Origin of the sequence: Pseudomonas sp. B21-019 (assembly GCF_024749225.1) — a bacterium.
Taxonomy (GTDB): Bacteria; Pseudomonadota; Gammaproteobacteria; order Pseudomonadales; family Pseudomonadaceae; genus Aquipseudomonas.
In genome coordinates, this window is sequence record NZ_CP087193.1 from 3,807,095 (window position 1) to 3,833,689 (window position 26,595).

Annotated in this window: 25 protein-coding genes; 15 read left to right on the top strand and 10 right to left on the bottom strand. The window is 58.0% G+C overall.

Annotated features, from left to right (window positions below; all coding sequences use genetic code 11):
* Window positions 1–217: 217 nt before the first annotated feature.
* Window positions 218–769, bottom strand: a complete 552-nt coding sequence (locus LOY36_RS16920) for a carboxymuconolactone decarboxylase family protein (protein ID WP_258668998.1) — start codon at window positions 767–769, stop codon at window positions 218–220.
* A gap of 134 nt (window positions 770–903) precedes the next feature.
* Here LOY36_RS16920 and LOY36_RS16925 point away from each other — a divergent pair, with 134 nt between their 5' ends.
* Both LOY36_RS16925 and LOY36_RS16930 read left to right on the top strand, forming a co-directional pair.
* On the top strand, window positions 904–1,182 hold the full coding sequence (locus tag LOY36_RS16925) for a helix-turn-helix domain-containing protein (RefSeq protein WP_258674196.1): 279 nt from the start codon (window positions 904–906) through the stop codon (window positions 1,180–1,182).
* Between the two features lie 208 nt (window positions 1,183–1,390).
* Entirely contained in the window at window positions 1,391–2,359 is a 969-nt protein-coding gene (locus LOY36_RS16930; protein WP_008020168.1) for a LysR family transcriptional regulator, read from the top strand.
* Window positions 2,360–2,379: 20 nt separating this feature from the next.
* On the opposite strand, the gene LOY36_RS16935 is transcribed toward LOY36_RS16930, so the two are convergent.
* Window positions 2,380–2,841 (bottom strand): RidA family protein, encoded by a 462-nt coding sequence (locus LOY36_RS16935; RefSeq protein ID WP_258669004.1) that lies wholly within the window; start codon window positions 2,839–2,841, stop codon window positions 2,380–2,382.
* A 259-nt stretch (window positions 2,842–3,100) separates the two neighbouring features.
* Between LOY36_RS16935 and LOY36_RS16940 the strand changes: the two genes are divergently transcribed.
* From LOY36_RS16940 to LOY36_RS16955, 4 genes are all read left to right on the top strand, one after another.
* Window positions 3,101–3,787, top strand: a complete 687-nt coding sequence (locus LOY36_RS16940) for a hydrolase (protein ID WP_008020170.1) — start codon at window positions 3,101–3,103, stop codon at window positions 3,785–3,787.
* A 164-nt stretch (window positions 3,788–3,951) separates the two neighbouring features.
* Window positions 3,952–4,353, top strand: coding sequence for a helix-turn-helix domain-containing protein (locus tag LOY36_RS16945; protein ID WP_258669009.1), 402 nt, complete (start codon window positions 3,952–3,954; stop codon window positions 4,351–4,353).
* Between the two features lie 204 nt (window positions 4,354–4,557).
* Window positions 4,558–4,977, top strand: coding sequence for an organic hydroperoxide resistance protein (locus LOY36_RS16950; RefSeq protein WP_258669011.1), 420 nt, complete (start codon window positions 4,558–4,560; stop codon window positions 4,975–4,977).
* A gap of 32 nt (window positions 4,978–5,009) precedes the next feature.
* On the top strand, window positions 5,010–6,023 hold the full coding sequence (locus LOY36_RS16955) for an alpha/beta hydrolase (protein WP_258669013.1): 1,014 nt from the start codon (window positions 5,010–5,012) through the stop codon (window positions 6,021–6,023).
* A 322-nt stretch (window positions 6,024–6,345) separates the two neighbouring features.
* Here the strand turns inward: LOY36_RS16955 and LOY36_RS16960 are convergent, their stop codons facing one another.
* Both LOY36_RS16960 and LOY36_RS16965 read right to left on the bottom strand, forming a co-directional pair.
* Window positions 6,346–7,776 (bottom strand): IS1182 family transposase, encoded by a 1,431-nt coding sequence (locus tag LOY36_RS16960; protein ID WP_258669015.1) that lies wholly within the window; start codon window positions 7,774–7,776, stop codon window positions 6,346–6,348.
* 280 nt (window positions 7,777–8,056) lie between these two features.
* A complete protein-coding gene (locus LOY36_RS16965) occupies window positions 8,057–8,461 on the bottom strand; it encodes a DUF6632 domain-containing protein (protein ID WP_258669018.1) in 405 nt (134 codons plus the stop codon).
* Between the two features lie 736 nt (window positions 8,462–9,197).
* Here LOY36_RS16965 and LOY36_RS16970 point away from each other — a divergent pair.
* A complete protein-coding gene (locus LOY36_RS16970) occupies window positions 9,198–10,628 on the top strand; it encodes an IS1182 family transposase (RefSeq protein WP_258669020.1) in 1,431 nt (476 codons plus the stop codon).
* Between the two features lie 909 nt (window positions 10,629–11,537).
* Window positions 11,538–12,017, top strand: coding sequence for a VOC family protein (locus LOY36_RS16975; protein ID WP_258669023.1), 480 nt, complete (start codon window positions 11,538–11,540; stop codon window positions 12,015–12,017).
* 44 nt (window positions 12,018–12,061) lie between these two features.
* Here the strand turns inward: LOY36_RS16975 and LOY36_RS16980 are convergent, their stop codons facing one another.
* Genes LOY36_RS16980 through LOY36_RS16995 form a run of 4 tightly spaced genes read right to left on the bottom strand, consistent with a single transcriptional unit; the run spans window position 12,062 to window position 16,280 of the window.
* Complete coding sequence (locus LOY36_RS16980) at window positions 12,062–13,186, bottom strand: agmatine/peptidylarginine deiminase (protein ID WP_258669024.1); 1,125 nt, start codon at window positions 13,184–13,186, stop codon at window positions 12,062–12,064.
* Between the two features lie 23 nt (window positions 13,187–13,209).
* Entirely contained in the window at window positions 13,210–14,313 is a 1,104-nt protein-coding gene (locus LOY36_RS16985) for an extracellular solute-binding protein (protein WP_258669025.1), read from the bottom strand.
* A gap of 1 nt (window position 14,314) precedes the next feature.
* Entirely contained in the window at window positions 14,315–15,223 is a 909-nt protein-coding gene (aguB, locus tag LOY36_RS16990; protein WP_258669026.1) for an N-carbamoylputrescine amidase, read from the bottom strand.
* A 4-nt stretch (window positions 15,224–15,227) separates the two neighbouring features.
* A complete protein-coding gene (locus LOY36_RS16995) occupies window positions 15,228–16,280 on the bottom strand; it encodes an agmatine/peptidylarginine deiminase (protein ID WP_258669027.1) in 1,053 nt (350 codons plus the stop codon).
* Window positions 16,281–16,415: 135 nt separating this feature from the next.
* On the opposite strand from LOY36_RS16995, the gene LOY36_RS17000 reads away from it, so the two are divergent.
* Window positions 16,416–17,288, top strand: a complete 873-nt coding sequence (locus LOY36_RS17000) for a LysR substrate-binding domain-containing protein (protein WP_258669030.1) — start codon at window positions 16,416–16,418, stop codon at window positions 17,286–17,288.
* A gap of 16 nt (window positions 17,289–17,304) precedes the next feature.
* Here LOY36_RS17000 and LOY36_RS17005 read toward each other — a convergent pair whose 3' ends face one another.
* Window positions 17,305–18,738, bottom strand: coding sequence for a mechanosensitive ion channel family protein (locus LOY36_RS17005; protein WP_258669031.1), 1,434 nt, complete (start codon window positions 18,736–18,738; stop codon window positions 17,305–17,307).
* A gap of 13 nt (window positions 18,739–18,751) precedes the next feature.
* Entirely contained in the window at window positions 18,752–20,326 is a 1,575-nt protein-coding gene (locus tag LOY36_RS17010; RefSeq protein WP_258669032.1) for a winged helix-turn-helix domain-containing protein, read from the bottom strand.
* A gap of 226 nt (window positions 20,327–20,552) precedes the next feature.
* Here LOY36_RS17010 and LOY36_RS17015 point away from each other — a divergent pair, with 226 nt between their 5' ends.
* From LOY36_RS17015 to LOY36_RS17040, 6 genes are all read left to right on the top strand, one after another.
* A complete protein-coding gene (locus LOY36_RS17015) occupies window positions 20,553–21,302 on the top strand; it encodes an SDR family oxidoreductase (protein ID WP_258669033.1) in 750 nt (249 codons plus the stop codon).
* A 72-nt stretch (window positions 21,303–21,374) separates the two neighbouring features.
* Window positions 21,375–21,854: a carboxymuconolactone decarboxylase family protein gene (locus LOY36_RS17020; protein ID WP_258669036.1), complete on the top strand. Its 480-nt coding sequence runs from the start codon at window positions 21,375–21,377 to the stop codon at window positions 21,852–21,854.
* A gap of 73 nt (window positions 21,855–21,927) precedes the next feature.
* Entirely contained in the window at window positions 21,928–22,329 is a 402-nt protein-coding gene (locus LOY36_RS17025; protein ID WP_019580213.1) for a cupin domain-containing protein, read from the top strand.
* Between the two features lie 106 nt (window positions 22,330–22,435).
* On the top strand, window positions 22,436–23,962 hold the full coding sequence (locus tag LOY36_RS17030; RefSeq protein WP_258669041.1) for an efflux transporter outer membrane subunit: 1,527 nt from the start codon (window positions 22,436–22,438) through the stop codon (window positions 23,960–23,962).
* Between the two features lie 71 nt (window positions 23,963–24,033).
* Entirely contained in the window at window positions 24,034–25,530 is a 1,497-nt protein-coding gene (locus tag LOY36_RS17035) for an MFS transporter (RefSeq protein ID WP_258669042.1), read from the top strand.
* Window positions 25,531–25,536: 6 nt separating this feature from the next.
* Window positions 25,537–26,568 carry an HlyD family secretion protein gene (locus LOY36_RS17040; RefSeq protein ID WP_258669044.1) on the top strand — a complete coding sequence of 344 codons (1,032 nt, stop codon included), beginning with the start codon at window positions 25,537–25,539 and terminating at the stop codon, window positions 26,566–26,568.
* The last annotated feature ends 27 nt before the right edge of the window (window positions 26,569–26,595 follow it).

The following is a 26,595-nucleotide window of genomic DNA, read 5'->3' on the forward strand; positions in this document are numbered from 1 at the left end:
CAGTCGTGACGGTCGTAACGCACAGTCACCGATGAGAGTCAGTAGCCGGCAGATTTGGGTTGAAGGCTTCCTCTTGCGACGGGCAGCGGCCATTAGCTGCCTGTCGAAACCGGCTGATATCGACTAGACAACCACCACAATGCAAGCGGACACCGGGTGACGCTGCGCCAATGATCAGCACTAGCGCCGTTCCCAGATGACTCGGATCCAGGCTCCGTCAGCTTTGAAACTGGCTGAATCGGGCGGCCATTGCCTCCAACGGCAACTTGAGGCCATTGGCAATGTACGAGACGGTACGGTAGAAGCCTGCGAGCATCAGGACTTCTAGAATCTGATTGCTGTCGAAGTGCTCACGCAGCTTGGCAAACTCCTCGTCGGTAAGCGTCGCGCGGTCATGCAGTGCATCTACTGTCTCCATCAATGCAATCTCGTCGTCTTGCCATTTATCGCACTGGAGCGGGTATTCCAGTGTGCCTGCGATCTGCTCCTTGCTAAGCCCGGCGGCCTGAGAAAACCCAAGAATATGGACGCCCCATTCGTACTCGCAGCCGGTACGGGCACAAGTCCTATCAATAACCAGCTCCCGTTGGCGGAGTGTGAGCAATTCCCCGTCGAGCAACGAACCACCACGAAACTTACGCCAAGCGCGCTCACTACTCGCGATGGTGGTGAAGAGGACGAGAGGAGGGACATTCGGCCCAAGTAGTCGATCAAAGAACGCTTGAAGCTCATCGGGGTATGGCTTTTCCAGCGGGGTGATTCGAGACATCGTGTATCCTCCATGCTATCGAATGTGTAGCGAAAACCGATAATCGCTACTGAATTAATAGCAAGGCAAGGTCAATTCGCATGGTCAATGAGCAGCAATTCGCAGTGTCAATAAGCAGCAAAAAGCGTCCAATCATGGCGCTACTCGACCTTCTTGGGCGGCGGTGGGCAATGCGGATACTGTGGGAGCTTCGCGACGGGGCGCTGAGTTCCAGGGCCTTAAGGAGTGCGGCTGGGGAGATTTCACCGACGGTCTTGCAAGCCAGAATCCATGAATTGCGTGAAGCAGGCCTTATCTGCCTAGATAAGGATGGCTACTCCCTCAGCAAGTTAGGGAGAGAGCTAAATGACGTTTTTATTCCTCTCTTCCGTTTCGCCGAAAGATGGGCGGGCGCCAAGCACAGCCGAGAATAGGTACATACAGCGCGCCGGGCCTCTTCGGGCCAGAAACCGTTCTTGCCGAGTGATTGCTTCGGGTCGATTTCAGTCAGTCACGACCGGCAGAAAACGACCCATGGCAGCCAGTCGGCATAACAGTTTTCAACCAATCGCCGGAACAATGTGGCTGCTTCACCCAACCCCTTCTCGTATCATCAGCACCTTTGCATCTGGAACGAACTGTGTGAAATCGCCAACTGGAAAAGCTCCGGCTGCCCCTGACGGGACGAAGTGGGACGTAGGTGAGGCTGTCAATCAGCTCTCGTGGGACGACTTGCGCATCATCAAGACGCTCAGTGATTGCGGCAATCGTTCGGCTACGGCCAAGAAGCTTGGCATCAATGTATCCACCGTTTCGCGCCGAGTTGCTCAAGTTGAGCGAACGCTCGGCATCGCGCTGTTCGATCACCGCAAATCAGGGTATCTGCTCACCGCCGAAGGTGCTGAATTGCGAGCACTCGCCGAGCGAGTGGAGCTGGATATCGTCAGCGTCACGCGGCGTGTTTCACGTTCAGGCCAAGGCCCCCTCGGGAAACTTCGAATTACCACCAGCGACTCGCTGCTGCTGTACTTCTTCACCCCCATCATCGCGGACTTCAAGGCCCTGAACGAGGGGATCTCCATCGAGGTGCTGGTGGGCAATGAAACCCTTAGCCTCGCCCGGGATGAATCGGATATCGCGATTCGAGCGACGAGAAAACCTGCAGAAAGCCTGGTGGGTCGTAAACTGGCGAACATTGCCTGGGCACCTTACTGCTGTGCCAAGCAGATGACTGCCTTGCCCCTTTTCGAAGAGGGCCAGGCATGGGTGTCATACTCCTCAGCGCTCTGCGGTTTGAAGGCGACAAGCTATGTCGAAAGCAGAGTCGCTGCTGAGCGCATAGCGTACCGCACCGATTCTGTTGCAGCAGCAAGCGCTGCAATCGCGGCGGGTCTGGGATTTGGATTCCTTCCCTGCATGTTGGGCGACATAACCCCAGGGTTGGTACGCGCCGGCCCGGTGGTGCCAGAGCTTCAGGATGAGTTGTGGCTGCTGACTCACCAGGACATTCGAAAATCGTGGCGAGTCAAAGCATTCATGACCTTCTGCGCCGCTGCCGTGGCCAGTCAAAAGCCCTTGGTCGAGGGGCAATTGATACTCCCGGTCACCTAAATCGAGACCGGGAGTGCAGCTCAGATGTCTCGGGCGCCAATCACGGCCTTGCACACGATCTCAATCAGCTGCGGACGCTGGGCAAGTCTCGACACCCCAATGATATTGCTCGCGCACTGAGGCCGCTCAGTGCCATAGGCCGCCTTGCGCACTTTGCCGACCACCGCGAACGCAGCGTCCATGTCCAGCACATAAAGCGTTTCCTCGACAACATCTTGCATAGTTGCGCCATACAAGGCGAGCAGCTTCGAAATGTTGTCGTAAGAGACCCGCATCTGCTCTCCCATCGAAGAGAAATCACTGGGCTTACCGTCGGCGTTCAGCGGCGCCGGGGCTACCAGATTACCTGCCTCGTCATGGTTGAATTGACCTGATACGTAGATCTCGTTTCCTACCCGCCGTGCCTGCGGATAGCCATACGCCTCCTCCCAGGAAACGCCCCAGTAGGCGGTCTGCTTGTTGAACGGTTGTGAAGCTGTCATTGCATTCTCCTGCACATGAGGGACCGGCTTGATCCGAATGGGTAGGCGAATGCTAGCAGCGCGATCGCGCATTTTATGGCTCATAAATGAGCCGACAGGAGCGCAAAAATGCGCCACCGAAAGGCGCCTTGTTTCGTTATCTTTTGCTCGTCCTCAAGCAATGACGCTGAGGAGCGCACTCGTAGCTACGGTAATGCCTGCAAAGTGCGGGCCCCGAGACTTGTGCGATTGAACATCATCAAGCCGAAAGGAAACAAAAATGAGCAATCCTAAAACTGAAGTCCTGACTCCGCTGAATAGCCAACTGATCTTCATCGATCAGCAGCCACAGATGGCCTTCGGCGTTCAGAGCATTGACCGGCAAACGCTGAAAAACAATACCGTTGCCTTGGCCAAGGCAGCGAAGATTTTTAATGTCCCCACCACCTTCACCACGGTTGAGACAGAAAGCTTCTCAGGTCACACCTACCCCGAGCTACTCGCTGTGTTCCCGGACGCCCCGCTGCTGGAGCGCACCTCCATGAATTCCTGGGATGATCAGAAGGTACGCGACGCACTCAAGAGAAATGGTCGCAACAAGATCATCGTCTCCGGCTTGTGGACCGAGGTATGCAATGCCACCTTCGCCCTGTCGGCAATGAACGATGCCGGCTATGAAATCTATATGGTTGCAGACGCCTCCGGCGGCACCACCAAAGAAGCCCACGATTACGCCATGCAGCGCATGATCCAGGCCGGCGTGGTACCGGTGACCTGGCAGCAGGTGCTGCTGGAATGGCAACGGGACTGGAAGAACCGCGACACCTACGACGCCGTAATGGAACTGGTAAAGGAACATTCTGGTGCATATGGCATGGGCGTCGACTACGCCTACACCATGGTGCACAAGGCGCCTGAGCGCGTTCAGCATGGCCCCACCTTGGCGCCTGTCGCTGCATCTGTCTGAGCCATCGCCAGCCCCTGCCCTGGGGGCTGTTCACAGACTTGCGAAGGGTGCGCAGTCGACTGAACCGAGTCAACGAGCCTGGCCTGGAACCTCTGAGGATTTCCAATGCCCAGCGCTGTTCGAGTCAGGCACTCGCATCCTGTTACCTGGATTAATGGATGTGTATGAACAAGGACAAATCTACCGTGCTGGCGACTCTCACACTGGCTTCGACAGGGCAGCTCAAATCCTGGCAGATAAGAACTGCCAAACAACTGATGCTGGACAGGCTGGATACCGGCATTTCAGTGACTGAACTAGCCGAAGCTTGCGCATTGTCGCGTAGTCATTTCTCACGCAGGTTCAAGGCAAGCACCCGGATGTCCCCGCAGCGATGGCTGCGTGAACAGCGGGTCATGAAGAGCAGAGAGTTATTGAAGGCTTCCACGAAGTTGCTCACAGAGATCGCGCTGGAATGCGGCTTCAGCGATCAATCTCACTTCTGCCGTACATTCGTGAAGGCTGAAGGCATGACACCGAAGGCTTGGCAGCAACAAGCAATCTGCCCGATTCCGGTCGTTGCTTGAGACGGTAAGGCATCATCAACGCGCGGGCGAGCCCAAGCAGATTGAGGTGTAACCCCCTTGAAAATCAATTTGTTACAGCTACAGACGATTTTTTAAAAAGTTTGCGCGCTAAATTTTTTAGCGGCAATTTATTGCGCATCGTTATAACGCAAACATTTAAATCGCTAACAGAATCCCCGAAGACATTCAAAAGTGAGGAAAGCCATGAAAGTTCTCTACACCGCAGTCGCAACCGCAACCGGTGGTCGTGATGGCCGAGCCATCTCCAGCGACAAGAACCTCGACGTGAAACTGGCCACTCCGAAGGAATTGGGCGGTGCCGGTGATGATGCCACCAACCCTGAGCAACTGTTCGCCGCTGGTTACTCGGCCTGCTTCATCGGTGCACTGAAGTTCGTCGCCAGCCAGAGCAAACGCAGCATTCCAGCCGACGCCTCGATCACTGCGCGGGTCGGCATTGGCCAGATCCCAGGCGGCTTTGGCCTGGATATCGACCTGAACATCAACCTGCCAGGCCTGGAGCAAGCCGATGCACAAGCGTTGGTGGAGGCGGCCCACCAAGTGTGCCCGTACTCCAACGCAACCCGTGGCAACGTCGATGTCCGTCTGCACGTCACCGTCTAACTTCCCGCCTCACCAGAAACAGGAGATATGAAATGAACGTTTTGACCAAAACACTCGTTGGCTCGCTCCTTGCCTTGTCGATCGGTAACGCATTCGCTGACTCTGGCGTCGAACACAACACCCAGGCATTCCTCGATGCATTGAACTCAGGCAGTGGTAAACCCATCGAGCAGCTTTCGCCGAAGGACGCCCGCGCGGTACTGACCGGCGCTCAGGCCGGGGTAAAACTGACACTGCCCAAGGTGGATGTCAGCGAGAAGACCATCACCGTCGACGGCCAGGACATCAGCTTGACCATCGTGCGTCCGGCGGGTGTGAAGGGGGCCTTGCCTGTGTTCATGTACTTCCACGGCGGTGGCTGGGTGCTCGGCGACTTCCCGACCCATGAGCGCCTGGTGCGCGATCTGGTCGTCGGGTCCGGGGCAGTGGCGGTGTTCGTCAATTACACCCCGTCCCCTGAAGCGCACTACCCGACGGCGATCAACCAGGCCTACGGGGCAACCAAATGGGTGGCCGAGCACGGCAAGGAAATCAATGTCGACGGTAAGCGCCTGGCGGTAGCAGGCAACAGCGTCGGCGGCAACATGGCAGCCGTGGTCAGCCTGATGGCCAAGGATAAAGGTACCCCGGCCATTAAGTACCAGGTGCTGCTGTGGCCAGTGACCGACGCCAACTTCGAGACAGCGTCGTACAACCAGTACGCCGAGGGGCACTTCCTCACCAAGAACATGATGAAGTGGTTCTGGGACAACTACACCACCGACCCTAAGCAACGTGCCGAGATCTACGCCTCGCCGTTGCGCGCTACCACTGAGCAGTTGAAAGGCCTGCCGCCAGCGCTGGTCCAGACCGCGAGTGCCGATGTGCTGCGTGACGAAGGGGAAGCCTACGCTCGCAAACTGGACCAAGCCGGCGTGCCGGTCACTGCGGTGCGTTACAACGGCATGATCCATGACTACGGCTTGCTGAACGTGGTCAGCCAGGTTCCGGCGGTACGCTCTGCGATGCTGCAGGCTTGCGAAGAGCTGAAAGTTCATTTGAAGTGACCCCCACTCAAGACCGGAGATGTATGCCATGAACTGGTAATCACCGCCGGAAACGAAAAACCCGCTAAAACAGCGGGCTTTTTCGTTCCCGGTGTAGCGTTAGCAGCCCTCCGCCAAGGGCACCTATGGGTCGTAAGCGCTCCTTCTGGAAGGGCAGCTTTTGGTCCAGAGTGTGTAAAAACGCTAGATCCCGTTTCGATCTTCAAGGCTGAGAGGCAGTCCCGCTTCGCAGCCTGATCAAGGGCACGATGCCTTACTGATGAGCTAAACCGGTCCCGGCAATGCTCCAGATCATTGGGAGAAGTAAAAAACAGGCCGGCTTTTATGCCGTTAACGCCTTCATCAAGTGATGGGTACCGATGATTTTCATGACCCGTTTCATGTTGTAGGCGAGCACATTCAAACTCATCTCCGCACTCACCCCGGCCAGCTTTCGGGTCAGGAAGTGCGTCGCACCCATCCATTGTTTGAGCGTCCCGAAGGGATGCTCAACCGTCCGTTTTCGGACTCGCATCATCTCCGAGGCTTTGCTCAGCCGAAGCTGCATTTCCTCCAATACGGTTTCATGCTCCCAGCGTCGAACTCGTCGTTCCGTGCTCGGTGTGCACTGCGATTTCAACGCGCAGCCCTGGCATTTCGAACTCCAGTAACGATGCAACTTCAGGCCTTTTTCAACGTAGGAATAGTGCCAGATCAGCGCTTCTCCAGCCGGGCAAATGTATTCGTTTTTTGCCGCGTCATAGATGAAGGCATCGTTATTGAAGCGCCCGTCAGCCTTGGCTCCGGAGGTCATCGGCTTGGGCACATAGGCGGTGATGCCTGCATCGTGACAAGCCAGGATTTGTTCGCTTTTGAAGTAACCTCGGTCAGCCACTACCGACAACGTATCTGACGCCATCGCCTCGCGGGCCTGCTTGGCCATCGAGCTGAGTTGGTCGCGGTCGGAACCGACGTTAGTCACCTCGTGAGCAACGATCAAATGGTGCTGAGTATCGACCGCAGTCTGCACGTTGTAGCCGACGATTCCCGCGCCGCGCGTCATCATGGAGCGGGCATCTGGATCGGTCAGTGAGACCTGTTTATCCGGCGATTCATTGAGCTGGATTTCGATCGCCTGAAGCTCTTTCATTTGCGTTTTTAGCTTGGCGATTTTCTCTTCCAGTCGCACCGCGCTGGGCTCGGAAGCTGTTGGTTCTTGCCGATCGGCAGCATCGAGTGCCGCTAGATAACGGTTGATACTCGATTCAATTTCTTCCATTCGCCGTTTCAGTTTGGCGCTGGTGAAATTGCGGTCGCGGTTGTTGACTGCTTTGAATTTACTGCCATCGACGGCGACCAGATTTTCTCCGAATAGTCCCAACTGCTGACACAGCACGACGAACTGGCGACAGACGCCTCGGATGGCTTTGCTGTTGTCTTTTCGGAAGTTGGCGATGGTCTTGAAGTCCGGCATCAAACGACCGGTCAACCACATCAGCTCGACGTTGCGTTGAGCTTCTCGCTCCAAACGTCGGCTCGACTGGATGCGGTTGAGATAGCCGTAGATGTAGATCTTTAGCAATATCGCGGGGTGGTAAGCAGGCCGGCCAGTATCGGCTGGAATGGCACCGTCAAAACCCAGATTGACCAGGTCGAGTTCGTCGACAAAGACGTCGACTACGCGCACCGGATTGGTATCGCTGACGTAGTCGTCGAGGCTCTCGGGAAGTAAGGTGCCTTGGCCTCGATGTTCACCTTGGATGAAGCGCTTCATGGGCGATCCCTGCGATGAAATCCTCAGAAATCATAGCAAGTGTTCGCGAAGGCGTTTTTACACACTCTGGGCCGTTTTCAGCCTGCCCGCGACCGACTGAAAACGGCCCAAACTGTTCAGTCGTGACAGGCAGAAAACGCCCCAGGCTGTGAAAAAACGCGGGCACAGTCTTGAAGACTGCGTTGCTACGTAAAATTTGTCGGCGCTTGGTTGATCAAACAGACCAAAAATTTTCGTAGAAACGCGATTTTCGTCCCGATCCTGACAGTCAAACCTGCTCTTAGGCCCCATTGTGTGTCCGGGGCCGAGCGGCCAATTGCGAGCGGGGCGTCAAGATGGCCAAGACAACCGCCACGATGAAGAGCGCCGGCACGTCACCTGCCAAATGCCCCATTTGCCCCGGCTGGGTGAACGCCTGGACGGCCATGATTCCTCCGTGTAGGGCGCTAGACCACACGGTGAACCAGATTAGGCTTAGATTGGCCAATGGATCACGTGCGGCCAGGATCAAGAACACGCCAAGTGTGGCGTAGATGCCAACGATCATCATCGGGTAGTCCGAGTGACCGACGTGCCAGGCCCAGCCGGATGGCCAGAACAACATAAGTGGGTAGAGAGCAAGGCACGCGAGGCCAGCCAAAACTAGAACGACGCGCAAATACCTGAGGCGATCGACTACGGTCATGGCGGACTCCTCTTTGGGCCTAACTCTAAATTGACCCCAAGTGGGGTGATAACACCTTCACGGGCTTGGTGGATAACATTCCTTGTTCTGTCGTCTAACCCTGACTAGACCGGGCATTGTGACAGTCGGGTGACCGCTGAAGGGGTTTATACACCATGGATGGAAAGCCCAATCTGCTCAATCAGTTCCGGCAGTAGACCAAGCATAGCTACTCATTAGCAATCGCTCCGTCCACCGGCTGCTTTTGGCCCAGAGAGTGTAAAAACCCTTAGCCGCTTCCACTCCGGAATGTTTTGTCCTACTCAGCCTAGGTCAGACATCAGTTGCTCAGATTCAGTATAAGATTCCGGAGATCAGCAGGCACGGCGACAACGTGGGCTAGAGGCTAGAAATCTGGGGGTTGGATGATTGCAGGCAACGTTTCATATCTTTGTCCGGTTTGTGGATACGCCGGGCTTAAAGAGCCTCCATACGACGAGGTTGGTTGCTCTTCGTTTGGCATGTGCCCGTCCTGCGGTACGCAGTTTGGCTACGATGACGCGACATCTGCTCATGCTGATTTGCGGAAATTATGGATCTCTAAAGGAATGCTTTGGTGGAGCAAAGCTCAAGCGTCGCCGAGTGGTTGGGACCCGGTAAGACAACTACAGGCGGTCGAAAAACGCATCAATGTCTGAGCAAAACACCGCGGTTAGTCCTGCTATGATTTCTGAGGATTTCATCGCAGGGATCGCCCATGAAGCGCTTCATCCATGGTGAACATCGAGGCCAAGGCACCTTACTTCCCGAAAGCCTCGACGACTACGTCAACGATACCAATCCGGTACGCGTAGTCGACGTATTCGTCGATGAACTCGACCTGGTCAATCTGGGTTTTGACGGTGCTATTCCTGCTGACACAGGCCGGCCTGCTTACCACCCTGCAATCCTGCTGAAGATCTACATCTACGGCTACCTCAACCGCATTCAGTCGAGCCGGCGGCTGGAACGAGAAGCTCAACGCAACATTGAGCTGATGTGGTTGACCGGGCGTTTGATGCCGGACTTCAAGACCATCGCGAACTTCCGAAAAGACAACAGCAAGGCCATACGAGGCGTCTGTCGCCAGTTCGTTGTGCTGTGTCAGCAGTTGGGACTGCTTGGAGAAAATCTGGTCGCCATCGATGGTAGTAAATTCAAAGCAGTCAACAACCGCGACCGCAATTTCACCAGCGCCAAACTGAAGCGGCGAATGGAAGAAATTGAATCGAGCATCAACCGTTACCTGGCGGCACTCGATACTGCCGATCGGCAAGAACCTACAGCTTCCGAGCCCAGTGCGGTGCGGCTGGAAGAGAAAATCGCCAAGCTGAACATTCAAATGAAGGAGCTTCAAGCGATTGAAATCCAGCTCAACGAATCGCCGGATAAACAGGTCTCACTGACCGATCCAGACGCCCGCTCCATGATGACGCGCGGCACGGGAATCGTTGGCTACAACGTGCAGACAGCGGTCGATACTCAGCACCATCTGATCGTTGCGCATGAGGTGACCAACGTCGGTTCCGACCGCGATCAACTCAGCTCGATGGCCAAGCAGGCCCGCGAGGCGATGGCGTCAGAGACGTTGTTGGTAGTGGCTGACCGAGGTTACTTCAAAAGCGAAGAAATCCTGGCTTGTTACGATGCAGGTATCACCGCCTATGTGCCCAAGCCGATGACCTCTGGAGCCAAGGCTGACGGGCGCTTCAATAACGATGCCTTCATCTATGACGTGGCAAAGAACAAATACATTTGTCCGGCTGGAGAGGCATTGATTTGGCGTTTTTCTAGCGTTGAAAAAGGCCTGAAGATGCATCGTTACTGGAGTTCGAAATGCCAAGGCTGTGCCTTGAAATCGCAATGTACACCGAGCACGGAACGGCGAGTCCGACGCTGGGAGCATGAAGCAATACTTGAAGAAATGCAGGGCCGGTTGAGCAGCGCGCCGGAGATGATGCGAATCCGAAAACGGACTGTTGAGCATCCCTTCGGGACGCTCAAACAGTGGATGGGTGCAACGCACTTCCTGACGCGAAAGCTGGCCGGGGTGAGTACAGAGATGAGCTTGAATGTGCTCGTCTACAATTTGAAACGGGTCATGAAAATCATCGGCGCTCACGGTTTGATGAAGGCGTTGTTGGCATAAAAAGGCTGATTTGACCCATCCCAGAGGCGGTAAAAACAGCATTGACGTGTTCTAGGTCGCGACCGATGCGACCCGCCGCATTGACCGTGCGATCGCTCAACCAACAAAGGTCGATGTTCCAAGACAATGAGGTCAGAGCGTTTTTACACACTCTGGGCCGGTTGCTGCCTGTTGCGTCCACGGGTTGAATCCACACCCCTTAGCAGTCGTTCGACCTAAGCAAGAACTGACTGATAGAGTTATGTCTTCCCAGTGCGGGCAGTTCGGCTGGATTGATTCTATGGAGTCTGATGATGGGGTTCTCAACAACACTGTGGGAGTGGTACGGCCAGGATGAGTACAGGCGAGTTCTCGCCGTGTGTTAGGCAATCCCTGCCCTTCAATTCCTGGCACTGACCCCGGACTCGCAGCGTAACGCAATCCCATACTGTCCGGCATGTGAAGCCTGGTCCGAAATGATACTGCCGTTGAACGAGGTTCTTTCAATCTGCGGCAACGCGTTACCGACGGAGACCAGAACACGGCTACAAGGCATCTGGAAGCTATGCGATAGCCTTACTGAGGCTTCATTTCACTGTGATGATTGGTTCATATTTGATCATGACGAATGGTGGCCGATCAGAACTGCTGCTGAAGAGCTGGTGAGTCTAATGGAGTTGCTGGAAATCAATCCCTTCCGGGATGACTTGTTATTGGATTGTCGGAATGCTGTTCGCGGAATAAAGCGTTGATCTTTTGAGAAACCCTATTACGGTGTTTAGCGCGTATTTCGCCACACGTCCTATGTGACTGACCGCTTTTGGCCAACCCATTGCAAAGGCCCGCTCCACGGTACACAAGCTGCCGAATTAGCCCAGTCGCCTGCACTGCTAGAATGCACCTGTCTGCCCCATCCCCTGGAGAACCAAGATGATCAGCAAGAACACGATTTGTCTCTGGTATGACGGCACTGCGCTGGACGCTGCGACGTTCTACGCCGAGACGTTCCCGGACAGCGCGGTGGGAGCGGTCCTTCGCGCGCCTGGCGACTATCCGGCGGGCAAACAGGGTGATGTCCTGACGGTGGAGTTCACGGTGATGGGCATCCCTTGTCTCGGGCTGAACGGCGGGCCGGGAGTCAAGCACAACGAGGCTTTCTCGTTCCAGGTGGCGACCGACGACCAGGCCGAAACCGACCGTTTGTGGAACGCGATTGTCGGCAACGGCGGTCAGGAAAATGTATGCGGCTGGTGCCAGGACAAGTGGGGGCTGTCGTGGCAGATCACGCCACGGATCCTGACCGCCGCGATAGCCAATCCGGATCGAGCGGCGGCCAAGCGCGCGTTCGACGCCATGATGGGGATGGGCAAGATCGACATCGCAGCAATCGAAGCAGCTCTGAAGCGTTAACCAGCGCCGGCGGATGCGAGGGCATGCCGACGCGCGGGTTCAGACTAAGCCTGCGGTTGGTGACTGGTCACACAGTGGATACCGCCACCACCGGCGGCGATCGCGTCGATGTTGAGCTGTACCACCTCACGTTCCGGATAGAGTTCAGACAATAGATCAAAGGCCTTGGTATCGGCCGCCCGGTCACCGAACTCGGGCGCAATGATCGCCCCGTTGATGACGAAGTAGTTGATGTAGCCGGCGGCAAAGTCCGGGTTGTTGCGACTGAACTGACTCTTTCGTGGATTGAGCGGTGGCGACACTGTGTGCACCTGCAGCTTGCGGCCGTCGGCATCCGTGGCCTGTTTGAGAATTTCCAGGTGGGCCAGTGTCACGTTGTGGTCGTATGACTCAGGGTCGTTGTCGAGATTGGCGATCACCACGCCTGGCTTGACGAAGCGGGCGTAGAAATCGACGTGGGCGTCAGTGATGTCCTTGCCCTTGATGCCCGGCAGCCAGATGATTTTGCGCAAGCCCAGACGGGCTTTCAGTTCTTGTTCGACCTCGGCCTTGCTCCAGTCGGGGTTGCGGTTGCTATTGATCCAGCTGCTTTCGGTCATGATCCCCGTTCCGTGACCATCGACTTCGATACCACCGCCCTCTCCCACCAACTCGCTGCGCATGTGGCGGGCATCCACGGTGCGGGCAACCAAAGCGGCCAACTGTGCATCCTCGGCATGTCGCTGTTTATTGCCCCAGCCATTGAAGTTGAAATCCACAGCGCCGAGCCCGCCCTCCCCGTCGATGACAAAGTTGGCCCCGGTATCACGCATCCAGATATCGTCGAGTTCGGTGGTGACGTAAGTGATATTGACCGTGCCGCAGTGTTCTTCGGCCAGATCCCGCTCGCGCTCGCGACAAAACACCGTCACCGGTTCATATCGGGCAATGGTGCTCGCGATCAGGCCAATGGCTTCTTGTACATAAGGGGTGAAATCTTTCCAGATAGCCTTCTGCGCGCCAAAAGCGACGAAGGCGCGCTGGTGTTTGTCGGCCTCATCGGGCATACGCCAACGGCCCTGAGTGGCTGCTTGCACGCGCAAAGGTGTCAGGCCCAGTCCGAGGGACGCGACAGCGCCCAAACCGGCAACGATCGAAGCCTGCTTAATGAACTCGCGACGAGTCGACATGGGTTGATCCTTGGAATATGTACTCATTTCACGGTGGCCGTCTTGAACTTGGTCCAGGTTCGCATGCGCGCCCGCATATCGGGCTGGGGAATGTCCTTGCCAGGGATCAGCCGTTCGTACGCGGCCTCGTCGAGATAAATATCCGGGTTGTTGCGCATGATTGCGTCGACGCTCGGACGTGCCTTGGCGTTGGAGGTGGGGTAGCCGGTGAAGTTACTGATCGCGGCCATATTCTCCGGGCGCATGACGAAGTTGATAAACGCATAGGCGTACTCCGGATGTTTGGCGTCAACCGGAATCGCCATGGTGTCCATCCACACCGTAGTGCCTTCCCGGGGAATGCGGTATTGGAACGTGGTTTTCTTGCCCGCGGTATCCGCCGTCCGCTGCGCCTGGGTCATGTCCCCGCTGTAACCCAGCGACAGGCACAAGTTGCCGTTGACCAGATCGGTCACCGGCTGCGACTGGAACTTGCGAATGTATGGCCGTAGCTTGAGCAGCAACTCACTCGCTGCGGCCAGGTCCTCAGGCTTTGCGCTGCGTGGCTCCCGGCCCAGGTAATTGAGCACCACCGCCAACACTTCATCGGGCGAATCGATTATCGAGATACCGCAATCGGCAAACCTGGCGGCCAGTTCCGGTTTGAACAGCATGTCCAGGCTGTTGACCGGGGCATCCGGCATGCGCTGTTTGACCTGCTCGGCATTGTAGGTCAGGCCGATGGTGCCCCAGGTATACGGAACCGTGGCCTGGCTCGAATGCACATAATGGGTACGCAGCTTCTGCAAGCCGGGTTCGATGTCATCCAGAGCTGCGAGCTTTGAGTGGTCCAGCGGCAGCAGACTGCCGGCGCGCATCAAGCGTTCGGCAACGGTATCACCGGGGAAGATCAGGTCATAACCGCTTCCACCGGCGAGCATCTTGGCTTCCAGCGTCTCACTGCCATCCATGACGTCGTAGATCACTTTGATCCCGGTTTCGGCGGTGAATCGGGTCAGGGTGTCCTCGGCGAAATAGTCGGCCCAGTTGTACAGCCTTAAGTTTTTTTCCTCGGCGTGCAGCGATGGCATGACACCGCCAAGTGCCAATCCCAGGGTGCCGATCAACAGCTTTTTGCAAATGCGCATGTCAAATCCCCTGAGTATTCCAGCGTGCATGGATGTGACGACCGTCCTGGCTTAACAGCGCCCCGTACATCTCCGGGCGACGGTCGCGGTAGATGCCCCAGCTCTGGCGTTCTTCGCCCATCGCGGTCAAGTCCAGGCTGTGCACCAGCACACCGGTGCTGTCACGGTCGGCCTCGGCGAGCAATTTGCCCTTGTGGTTGCAGATAAAGGACGAGCCGTAGAAGCTCATCTGCAGGGTCGGATCGGTGGTCGCCACTTCTCGGCCGACACGATTGGCCGCCACGACCGGAAGGATGTTGGCAGCCGCATGACCGCGCATGGTCATTTGCCAGTGGTCCCGTGAATCCAGGGCTGCGCAGCCAGGTTCAGAGCCAATGGCGGTGGGAAACAACAAGACTTGCGCGCCCATCAACGCCAGGCAGCGTGCGGTCTCGGGGAACCACTGATCCCAGCAGATGCCCACACCGATGCGCCCAAACGCCGTGTCCCAGACACGGAAACCGGTATCGCCGGGGCTGAAGTATTCCTTCTCCTGATAACCGATGGCGTTGGGAATGTGGGTCTTGCGATACACACCCAACAAGCGCCCATCGGCATCGGCCACGCTCAAGGAATTGAAGTACGCATTGCCCGCCTTCTCGAACCAGTTCAGCGGCAGCACCACCCCCAACTCCCTGGCCAGTGCGGCAAAGCGCTTGAGTACATGGCTGTCTCGATATTCTTCGGCCAGCGCCAGGTGTTGGTGATTTTGCTCGATACAAAAATACGGTGTGGCAAACAGTTCCTGCAGCAGGATGACCTGGGCGCCCCTGGCCGCCGCCTCACGCACCAACTGTTCAGCCTGATCGAGGTTGTGTTGCAAGTCCCAGGTGCATGGCATCTGAGTAGTGGCAATCGTCAACAAAGTCATGACATCAACCCTCCAGTGGCCAGGCGGGCTGTTGCTGGGTGATGCAGTGCACACCGCCGCCGCCATGCGCCAGATGATTGATCCGCACCGGTACCACTTCGCGCTCGGGGAAAGCCTGAGCCAACACTTTCGCGGCCGCATGGTCGGCATCGATGCCGTAGGCCGGCATGATGATGGCGTTGTTGGCGATGTAGAAGTTGGTGTAGGAGGCACAGAACACTTCGGCGTCGGTGTCCACGGCATCACTCGCTTCATACAACTCGATCAGCTCAAACTGTCGGCCCTGGGCGTCTGTTGCCAGCTCCAAAGCACGACGGTTTTCCCGTACCACCTCGGCGTACACCGAGTGCTTGTCGTGAGTGGCGTCCACCAGTAGCACACCAGGGCGGGCGAAAGCGCACACGCCATCGACATGGCCGTCGGTCATGTCGCCGGTTACATGATCCGGATCACCTGGCAGCCAGATGGTCTTCTTCACCCCCAGCAGACGCGTGAAGATTTCCTCCATCTGCGCCTTACTCATGCCCGGGTTGCGATTGGCGTTGAGCAATACAGATTCGGTGGTGATCAACGTGCCCTCGCCGTCCACATGAATGGCACCGCCTTCGTTACTCAGGGGTGTGCCGAAGCATTGCACGCCTTGGTGATTGAGTGCGCGGCGCGCCAGGCTTTCATCCAGATCATGGGCCGACTTGCCGCCCCACGCGTTGAAGCGCCAGCTCACACCGCCCAACCCTTGTTGCGGGTGGCAGACGAAACTTGGACCGGAGTCTCGACACCAACTGTCGTTCACCGCCAATTCAATCAATTCGATGTTGGGCCCACACAACGCTTGGGCACTGGCGACAGCAGATGGGTCGACGACCATTTTCACCGGTTCGAAACGGGCGATGGCGTTGGCCACACGAGCAAAGTCCTCTTGCACCAGCGCCAATGTGACGCCCCAACCCGACTCCCAGAGTGCCTTGTTGTGCGGCCAGACCATCCAGGTCGCGGCGTGCCGGGCCCACTCTGCCGGCATCCACCAACCACTGTTTCGAATTTCATTCTGCTGCATGACAAAAAGCCCTTTTAGTTAAGTTATTGTGTTCACTAAAACTGCCTTGGCGGTCTTGGCATGCATGCTACGGCTGTAAAAACGGGCAAACAAACGATGGATTTTGTAGATAAATGATTAGAGGAACTTATCAGTATGCTCAAGCACTGGCCGCCTCTCAGCACCCTTCGCGGCTTTGAAGCCGCTGCCCGGCTGGGCAGTTTTCACAAGGCTGCTGCCGAACTGAACCTCACCCAATCGGCAATCAGTCAGCAAATCCGCAGCCTTGAGGCGTACCTTGAACAGCCCTTGTTCTTTCGCAGTGGCCGCAGCGTCAGCCTGACCGATGCGGGTCACGATCTGCTCAGTACCACCCAGGCGCTGTTGCAACAACTGGCCGTCGGCATACGCCGGCTTGGGCAGTATCAGAAACCCAATCAACTGGTGCTCAACACCACTCCGGCGTTCGCCCGTCATTGGCTGCTGCCGCGCCTGGGGGATTTTCGCCGTCAACATCCGGAAGTCGATCTGTGGATTTTCAGTACCGATGAAGTCCCGGACATGATCAGCCAGACCATCGACCTCGCCGTGCGTGACGACATCAGTTCTCAAGCCGAATGCAGCTTCAAGGTGCTGCACGCAGACCGCCTCTACCCGGCTTGTCATCCGAGCCTGTTGGCGGTGCCACGCGAGCAACGCACCACCCTTCATGGCGAGCGAGAAATGGACTGGAGTCACTGGGCAGTAGAAGCCGGCATCGATGTCGGCCAGAAAGATCAGGGGCTGAATTTCTCCGACCCCGGCCTGCTGCTGGATGCCGCGTGCTCGGGGCTCGGTATCGCCCTGGTCAGCCAATTACTGAGTCGGCAGGCGCGCGCCAACGGGCTGTTGCAACCTTTGGTGGAGCAAACCATTCGCGGCCCGAACTGGGCCTTGCTGACCCATCGCGACAGTGAAAACAATGTGCTGGCGCGAAGCTTCAGCGAGTGGCTGCTGAATAATCTGGAGGTTGCAAGTCCGACAGTCTGACGACTGGCGGCGATTTTCACTTCCGTTGCAGCAACCAGTGCAACAACCCGCTTTTCTTGATCTCTACGGGCTTTTGCATGACCACGGCCTGACGGATTTCCAGGCGCTTGTCTTGTAGAGTGCTCAGGGCAGACTTCAAATCGCTGAGGTGTTCCAACTGGTTTTCGAGCGTGGTTTTTTCAATCCTGAAAAGTCGGCCACTGGTGATACTGCGAAACTCCGCTCGCGAAGGACCTGCGGCGAGAATCCCCTCTTCGCCCATGACCTCCCCCGGCCCCATACGCATCGCTTCAATCAGTTTTTCGCCGTCGTGAATCGAGACGGAGACCACCCCGGTACTGATGACCATCAGGCAATCGGCAACCTCACCGATAGCCAGAATCACCTCATCAGCCTGATAGTCCACCGGGGTCATGTCACTGGCGAGCCGTTCACGCTCATCGCTGCTCAGCGAGCGGAAAATACGCACGTCCTCGAGCAACTGGCGTTGACGGTTCCAGGGTTGGTTTTCCTGACCGGCATCCCAGGAGACACCCGCCGCTTCGAGGTGACGGTGGGCGAGGTCGAACATCAGGTTGCACACTTCGGTCTTGTTCTGATCCGACGCTATATAGCCCTTGAGTTCGTACTCGGTGTACTCAAGATGAGAGCTCTTTACCGAAACTTTAGCGGACAACCCGGGCAACAAAGCCTGAGTCCCACGCAAGGTTTTTTCCAGGGCATCAATGACGCGACGCGGACGCACGCTGCTGGGTACTGCAATGATCACACTGACCCCGTGCACATTTCCGGGACGACTGAAATTGATAATTCGCGCTTTCGCTGCCAGAGAGTTGGGGACCACCGCCATGCCGCCCATCTCGGTGATCAGATGCGTCGAGCGCCAGTCAATCTCAACGACCTTTCCCTGGGTGCCATCAATGGAAACCTGGTCATCCAGTTGGTAAGGCTTGGTGGTGTTGATCACGATGCCTGAAAACAGATCGCTCAATGTGCTTTGCACCGCCAGACCGATAATGACCGCCATCGCCCCGGAAGTTGCCAGCAAGCCCTTGACCGGCAGCTGCAAGACATAGGCCGCGGCGCCGACAATGCCGATCAGGAAAATCAACGCCCCCATCAGATCGTAGAGAAATCGAGCATTGTGACCGGCGCGAGAGATCAGGCCATTGCCCAGGATCACGGTCAGTACTCTGGCCGCAAACAGCCACCAGCTGATGCCCAACACCGTGGCGATCAGGTTCAGTACTGGATCCTCCGGCCAGAGTGGTGGCTGCAAGGGGCTGATACCGACAGACAGCATGACCCAGCAGAACAGCACAAAAATACCGACGCGCACACACATCCGCAGGTTGCGCCGCGAGGCACCAATGAACTGCCAGAGCGCCAGTTCAATCACTATCAGGGTGGCGGCGCAGATCAAGGGGTGAGCCTGCAAGAACGTGAACATGGATGATTCTCCTTTATTCCGGCAGTCCCGCTTTGCGTAGACCGTCCACCAGTGTGGCGAGATTCTCCGGCCGGTGGATCGGTAGCCAATCAGAGATATTGCTGAGGCACAACGCAGGATCGAGCTTACGCAAATGGTCCATCGCACGCTGCGCTTCGGCCATCCGTCCGGCAAGCGCATGGCTCGCTGCGAGGATGGCGACGGCCAACAGAAAACCTGGCAAATCCCGAAGTGCTTTCTCCGCCCATGACGACGCCGTATCGAAGCGCCCCACGAAGAGATTCGCGACTGCCATTCCGGCTTGCATTCTGTACAGCTCCGGGTCGAGGGGACTGAACCGCATGGCGTGCGTAAAGTACTCGATGGCTGCATCGGTTTCGCCGTGCCAGAGCCTGAGGAACGCGCCGAGGAACCACGCGGCGGCGAGGTTCGGATTGAGCACGAGTGCCTTGTCCAGCAATGCAATGCCACCCCGCAGGTCGCCGGCAAGATAGCCAAGCGTATGGCCGCTTCTGGTGAGAGCGACCGCATCGCCCTTGTCCAACTCCACTGCCCGGCGAGCAAGTCGGATACCCTCCGCGACCTCCCGCGGGTGATCAGTCATCCAGCGATTGGCTTTGCGCCAACTATGACACCAGGCCGCCATCGCATAGGCCGATGCAAAATCCGGGTCGAACTCTATGGCCCTATGGAAGAGCGGCAGCGCCTGGTCGATGGCCTCCCGGGTGCCATGATGAAGCTTGGCCATTGCGCGCAGATAGTAATCGTAGGCGTCGAGGCTTTCGGTGGGCGTGTGCCTCGCACGTTCGATCTCCGCCCGCTCAAGCTCTGGCGCGATCGCACCAACCACGCTTTCGGTGATCTGGTCCTGCAGTTCGAAGATGTCTCCCAGCACACCTTCGAAACGACCCGCCCAATGGTGAGCCCCGGTTGTCGCATCGATCAGCTGGGCGGTGATGCGCACGCGATTGTTGGCTTTGCGCCAACTGCCCTCCAGCACATAGCGAACGCCCAGTTCGCGACCGACTTGTTTCACGTCCACCGTACGGGTCTTGTAGGTAAAGCTCGAGTTGCGCGCGACGACAAACAGCCAGCGATACTGCGACAGCGCCGCGATGATGTCCCCTACCACGCCGTCGGCCAGGTAGTCCTGCTCTTCGTCCCCGCTCAAGTTCACGAACGGCAAAACCGCGATGGACGGTTTGGCTGGCAGCGCCGGCTCGGATGCAGAGGCTTGAACCGAGGGGGCGGATTCGGTGCCTGGAAGGCCAACGCAATCCAGCGACTTGACGTCGGCGACGAACCGGAATCCCTTGCGGGCCACCGTTCGAATCACACGCTGCTGCTGACCGTTGTCACCGACCGCCTTGCGCACCGCATTGATGTGGCTGGCCAGGGTCGACTCCGAGACGATTCGGCCAGTCCATATCGCATTGATCAGGTCGTCCCGGCTAACGACGTGCTCGCGGTTCTGCGCCAGGTAAACCAGCAGGTCGAAAACCTGGGGCGCAGTGGCAACGACCTGGGAGGCCCGAAGGAGTTCGCGCCGGTCCAGGTCGAGCACGCAGTCATCAAACACCAATAGCATTCAGGGCTCCTGTCCCGTACTCACGCGCCGGGCACATGCCCGTGGTTACCGGCCGACGATTGGCGACCAGGTGACGTGATTTATAACACGGGTTCCTGGACAAATAGCCAAGCCAAATTCAATGGAAACCCAAGGCTTCGACAAAGTATCGCGCCCGGCTGGCGAGCATGCTCCCTACATCGATCACTGCAACGAATTTGATCGACACCCAACCGAGGAGCGGGACATGAAAATTGTCGTTATTGGCGGTAGCGGACTGATCGGGTCGAACATTGTCAGCAGGCTACGTCTCTATGGACACGAGACGGTGGCGGCCTCGCCACGTACGGGCGTGAACACCCTCACCGGCGAGGGGCTGGCCGAAGCGCTTGCCGGTGCCCAGGTCGTCGTCGATGTGGCGAACTCCCCCTCATTTGAAGACCGGGCCGTCATGGAGTTCTTTCAAACGTCCGGTCGAAACCTGCTTGCAGCCGAAGCGGCCGCTGGGGTGGAGCACCATGTCGCGCTCTCTGTCGTAGGCCCCGATCGTCTTCCGCAAAGCGGTTACTTCCGGGCAAAAGTCGCCCAGGAAGCGTTGATCAAGGTGTCGAAGATCCCCTACACCATCCTGCGTTCGACGCAGTTCTTCGAGTTCATCGAAGGCATTGTCAATTCGGGTGCCGACGGCGACACGATTCGCCTCTCGCCTGCCCTTATCCAGCCCATCGCATCGGATGACGTCTCGGCGGTGCTGGCCGATCTTGCGGTCGGGGCACCGGTCAATGGCATCGTCGAGGTGGGCGGCCCCGATCGCTTTCCTCTCGACGAACTGGCACGCAAGTTTCTTGCCGCGCACCACGACAAGCGGCAGGTCATCGCCGACGTGCATGCGCGCTACTTCGGCGATGAGTTGAATGATCGATCCCTGGTCGCGGGCGACGACGCGCACATCGGTCCGACACGCTTCCTGAACTGGCTCAGCCGCACATCGGCTTAAGGACCGCGCCAGTCAGCCAGGCAGGACGCTATCGAATCTCCACCTACGTATTTCTCACACAGAGGATTCACCATGACCCAGCGCATCGATTACCAGAAGCAATCCCCCGAGCTGTTCAAGAAGTTCGTCGAGTTCAGCCTTGCCTTCAAGCAATGCGCCATCGAGGAGTCGCTGCGCGATCTCGTGGATATCAGGGCATCGCAACTCAACGGCTGCGCCTTCTGCGTGGACATGCACGTGAAGGAAGCCACGATCCATGGCGAGCGGCCGCTCAGGATGCACCATGTCGCCATCTGGCGTGAGTCAACGCTGTTCAGCCCACGCGAACGCGCGGCCTTGGCATGGACCGAAATCCTCACCCAGATTCCCGCCCATGGCGTGCCTGATGAGCTCTATGAGCGTGTTCGTATACAACTGTCCGAGAAGGAGATATCGGACCTGACCTTCCTGATCATGTCGATCAACGCCTGGAATCGCATCAACGTGGGCTTCCAGGTCGTGCCCGGCTCGTACGACAAGGCATTCGGCGTAGACAAGTCCGGCCTGTCCTGATCAGGCATCGGCACACAGGCGCAGCCCCGCCAGGGTGCTGCGCCATCTACTAATCGACAACGAGGAACACGCCATGTCCATTTTCAGAACCTTCGCCATAGGGCTCCTGTTGACCACCGGCACCGCCGGCGCACAGGAGGCATTGCCACCGGCGCAGGTAACACCGCTGATGACCAAAGCACTGGCGGACTATCCCGGCAAGGAAGCGGTGATGATCACGGTGGAGTTTCCACCGGGTGGAGGCGATCCCGTGCATCGGCACAATGCACACGGATTCATCTATGTGCTGGAGGGTTCGATTGTGATGGGCGTGCGCGGCGGCGAATCCGTCACGCTGACACCGGGCCAGACCTTCTACGAAGGCCCGGACGACGTCCACACGGTCGGGCGCAACGCCAGTCTCACCAAACCCGCCAAGTTTCTGGTCGTCCTGTTGAAGGACAAGAGCAAGCCCATTTTTACTCCGGTGCACTGACAGCACCGCCCGCACACGCGGCCAGCTGCGTGCTCGGTGACGCCCTGCTCGGCCGACATCATCCGATATCGGCCTGGGGCGATCCCTTCCTCGACAGGACGCTGCAATGACTTCTCAACGGCTGCTTTCACAATTTCGGCAGTGCGCAATCGCAACCCTAGGCGCAGTTTCGCTGGCCGGCTGCATGGTCGGCCCCGACTTCGTGAAGCCTGAAAACGGTCTTCACCAAACGGTGCTAGCGCCCAGACAGGACTACCCAAACGCCGCCCTGACTTCCGACGCCGCAGTGCCCTCCCAGTGGTGGTTGTTGTTCAACGACGCCGTGCTCGCCGAGCTGCAATCACGTGCGCAGGCTGACAACCTCGATCTGCAAATAGCCTCCGAACGCATTGAACAAAGCCGGGCACAACTGGGCATTGCCTCCTCGCAGTTGCTGCCCAGCGTAGCAGCCAACGCCAGCTACGCGCGTGAGGGGCTCAGCGAACATGGCAAGTTCGCCGCCCTGGGAGCGCCTACTGCCCCCGATAATTTCTGGCAACTTGGATTCGATGCCAGTTGGGAACTCGATCTGTGGGGCCGAGCCCAGCGCACGCGCGAAGGTGCTGCGGCGACCCTGGAAGCCACGGTGTATGACCGCGAAGCGGCACGGGTGGCTTTGTCCGCCGAAGTGGCGCGCACCTATTTGCAGTTGCGCGGAACGCAGGCACAACTGGACATTGCGCAGCAAAATCTGAGGATTGCCGAACGCACCCTCGGCCTGGCCGAAAGCCGCGAGCGCAACGGCGTCGCTACGCGCTTCGAAACCTCGTCCGCTCGCGCGCAATTGGCGACGATCAAGGCCTTGGTCCCCGAACTGATCCAGCGTCGCAACGCCCTGATGAATGCGTTGGCGTTGTTGTTGGGAGAACCGCCTCGCGCACTCGATGCGCAACTGCGTGACGCCATGCCCTTGCCTTCGCTGCCGACCCGCGTACCGGTCGGTGTCTCTTCGGAATTGGCTCACCGGCGACCCGACATTCTGCGTGCCGAAGCGCAACTGCATGCCGCGACAGCCGCCATCGGTGTGGCCAAGGCTGATTTCTACCCACGCATCGGTTTGAAAGGAAAAGTCGGTGTGGAAGCTTTTGAAAGCAGCGATCTCGCGAGTTGGGACTCGCGCTTCTTTTCCGTAGGCCCGACGGTTTACCTTCCGATCTTCCAGGGGGGACGGTTGATGCAGCGTCTGGCCCTGAACGAATCACGGCAAAAAACCGCCGCGCTGGCTTATCGGCAAACGGTATTGCGAGCCTGGCATGAAGTGGACAACGCCCTGGATGCCTGGGCGGCACAACAACGCCGGCACGCTGAATTGCTGGATTCGTATGAACAGAACAAGCAAGCACTGCAGTCTGCCGAACGCGGCTATCAGCAAGGTGCTACGGACTATCTGAGCGTACTGACGGCGCAGCTCAATGTGCTTGCCAGCCAAACCAGTCTCAACGACAGCGCGACCAACGCCACGCTCACCGTGGTCAACCTCTACAAGTCGCTGGGTGGCGGTTGGGACCCGCAGGCTGGTATCGATCATCCGACGGCACCTTCATCGGTTGCCCTCGCGTCTCCGGTCGTTTCACCTTCGAAGGCCGACCAATGAACGGAGTCGCATTGTCGCCAGCGCACGTCCCTGCTACCACAACGCCCGTGGCCAATCCCTCGATACGCCCAATGGCAGGTCTCGTCGGGATTTTCATCGCAGCCATGATGGCGGGTTTGAACACCCGCGTCGGCGCATTGGCGTTGGCCGATGTACGCGGTGCACTCGGTTTTGGCCTCGACGATGCCTCCTGGCTGACCACGGCGTACAGTGCCGGGGAATTGATTGCCATGCCCTTTGCGGCGTGGTTCGCCATTACGCTTACGCTGCGTCGCTTCGAACTGTGGATGCTCGGCAGTTGTGCGCTGTTGGCGGTGATCCTGCCCTTCATCCACGATCTGAACCTGCTGCTGACCTTGCGGTTTGTGCAAGGCATTGCCTGCGGCACGACGATTCCGCTGCTGATGATGGCGGCGCTGAAATTCCTGCCACCGCCCATCCGGCTGTATGGGCTGGCGTTGTATGCGATGACCGCGACCTTCGCGCCCAATCTCTCGATCTGGCTGGCCGGGTACTGGACGGATGGGCTGTTTGACTGGCGCTGGGTGTACTGGCAGATCATTCCCCTGACCCTCATCGCCGGATTGTTGGTCGGATGGGGACTGCCTCGGGAGCCCATCCAGATCGCACGCTTTGGGCAGGCCAATTGGTCCGGCATGGCCTGCGGTGTGCCCGCGCTCGGCTTGATCACCGTTGCATTGGATCAAGGCGTACGGCTGGACTGGTTTCATTCGCCCTTGATCACCTTATCGCTGGTGGCCGGGCTGGCCCTGCTGGCCGTCTACCTGCTGACCGAGTGGTATCACCCCTCACCGTTCATCAAACTGCAGATTCTCGGACGCCGCAACCTGGGGCTGGGCTGCATTCTGTTCGTCTGCCTGTTGGTGGTGCTGATGTCCAGCTCACTCTTGCCGGCCAGTTATCTCGGCCCTTTGCAGAACTACCGGCCCTTGCAAATGGCATCGATCGGTTTGATCGTCGCCTTGCCGCAATTGGTCCTGGGGCCAGTCGTGGCGCTGCTGCTGTATCAGAAGCGGGTCGATGCGCGCATCGTGTTCACGTTGGGGTTGTTGTTGATCGCACTGGCATGCTTTTACGGCGCGCAATTGACCTCCGACTGGAACCGCGAGCAGTTCGTCGTGGTGCAAACGCTGCAAGCGTTCGGCCAGCCAATGGCGGTGGTATCGATGCTGTTTCTGGTCACCAGCGTTGTGCAGCCCCCCGAAGGACCTTATGTGTCCGGCACCATCAACACCCTGCGCGCCTTCGGTTCACTGGCCGGTGCGGCAGTGGTCGGACAGCTGATGACCGTGCGCGGTCGTTTCCATGGGGAAATGCTGCTGGACCATGCAGCCCTGGCAGATAACGCCCTGGCGCTTGAGCCGTCCCAATTGATGGACCTCATCGGACAGCAGTCGCAGGTGCTGTCGATCGCCGACGCCTATCGCGTGCTGGGCATTCTGGCGCTGGTATTGATTCCTCTGGTGCTGCGGCTGACCTACATCCCCGCACCCGACGTGCGTGTGGCCTCGCCCTCTTCCTCTTCTTCATCTTCCTCACACGGATAACCCATCATGGCCTTGCCAAAGAAAGCCAGGATCATCAGCGCGGTGCTACTGCTTGCAGTGACGATCGGCGGTGTTCTCTATCTCAATCGCCCCGAATCCAGCGCATCGACCCAGTCCACGGATGATGCCTACGTCCACGCCGACTTCACCACGGTCGCACCGCAGGTGTCGGGAACGGTCGACTCAGTGATGGTCGAAGACAACCAGCTGGTCAAGAAAGGCGATCTGCTTGCGATCATTGACGACCGTGATTTCGTTGCGGCCCTGAACGCGGCGAAGGCCGAGGTCGCCAGTGCCCGGGCCGGCATCGCCAGCCTGCAAGCGCACCTGATTCAGCAGGAAACCGCCATCCGCCAGGCCCAAGCGGCCGTTGCCGCAGATGATGCTGCGCTCAAGCTGGCCAGCGTCAATCAGACCCGTTATCGCAACCTGGCCACCGACGGCTCGGGAACGGTGCAAGCGCGGCAACAGGCCGAAGCGCAACTGAGCATTCAACAGGCCCGTGGGGAAACGAGCCAGGCGGGTTTACAGGCCGCTCGGCAGCAAGTGGATATCCTGAAAGCTGATCTGGAGAAAGCCAGGGCGGCTCTTGCCCACGCGCAAGCCGCACAAGGCACCGCAGAGCTGAAACTTTCCTATACCCGCATCACTGCGCCGATCGGCGGCACGATCGGGCAGAAATCGGTACGTATCGGCGCCTTCGTCAATGCAGGGAAACCCTTGCTGGCGATTGTTCCGCTCGATGCCGTCTATGTCACGGCCAACTACAGGGAGACGCAACTGGCGCGCGTACAAAAGGGTCAAGCCGTGGATATCGAGGTGGATGCCTTGCCCGGCGAGACGCTGCAAGGAACGGTGGACAGCCTGGGACCGGCCAGCGGAGTCACCTACTCCGCCATTGCGCCACACAACGCCACTGGCAACTTCACGAAAATCGTCCAGCGCTTGCCTGTACGCATTCGCATCGATCCCGATCAGCCCGCGGCGGCGAAGCTGCGAGTCGGCATGTCCGTGACACCGAAAATCCGTATCCGGTGATATGACGCCGGCGTGTCTTACAATGCT